Source organism: Paracraurococcus lichenis, from assembly GCF_030657435.1.
Lineage (GTDB): Bacteria > Pseudomonadota > Alphaproteobacteria > Acetobacterales > Acetobacteraceae > Paracraurococcus > Paracraurococcus lichenis.
Map to the genome: position 1 here is coordinate 1 of NZ_JAUTWS010000509.1, position 400 is coordinate 400.

Here is a 400-nt window from a genome sequence, read left to right on the forward strand (position 1 = left end):
GGTCCACAAGGCCCGCAACATCGCGGATCGCCTGCCGAAAGCGCTGCAGGCGCCGGTCCGCCGGGCGCTGCGGCAGGCCTGGGAGCTGGACGACGCGGCCAAGGCCGAGCGGCTGCTGCGCAACCTGGCCCGCACGCTCGAGCCCCGTGCACCCGGTGCCGCCGCCTCGATCCTGGAGGGGCTCGACGAGATCCTCACCGTCGTCCGCCTCGGCTTGCCACGGGAGCTGCGCCGCTCGCTGGCCTGCACCAACATCATCGAGAACGTCATGGGCTCGGTGCGGCGCGTCTGCCGCAACGTGAAGCGCTGGCGCAATACCGACATGGCCCTGCGCTGGACCGCCGCCGCCATGCTTGAGGCCGCCAAGGGCTTTCGCAGGCTGAAGGCGAAGCGGCATCTC

At 71.8% G+C, this 400-nt stretch carries 1 protein-coding gene; it reads left to right on the forward strand.

Annotation, left to right across the window (positions count from 1 at the left end):
• Nucleotides 1–400 (forward strand): transposase (locus tag Q7A36_RS41020; protein ID WP_305109515.1); only part of this gene is annotated, 400 nt, incomplete at both ends.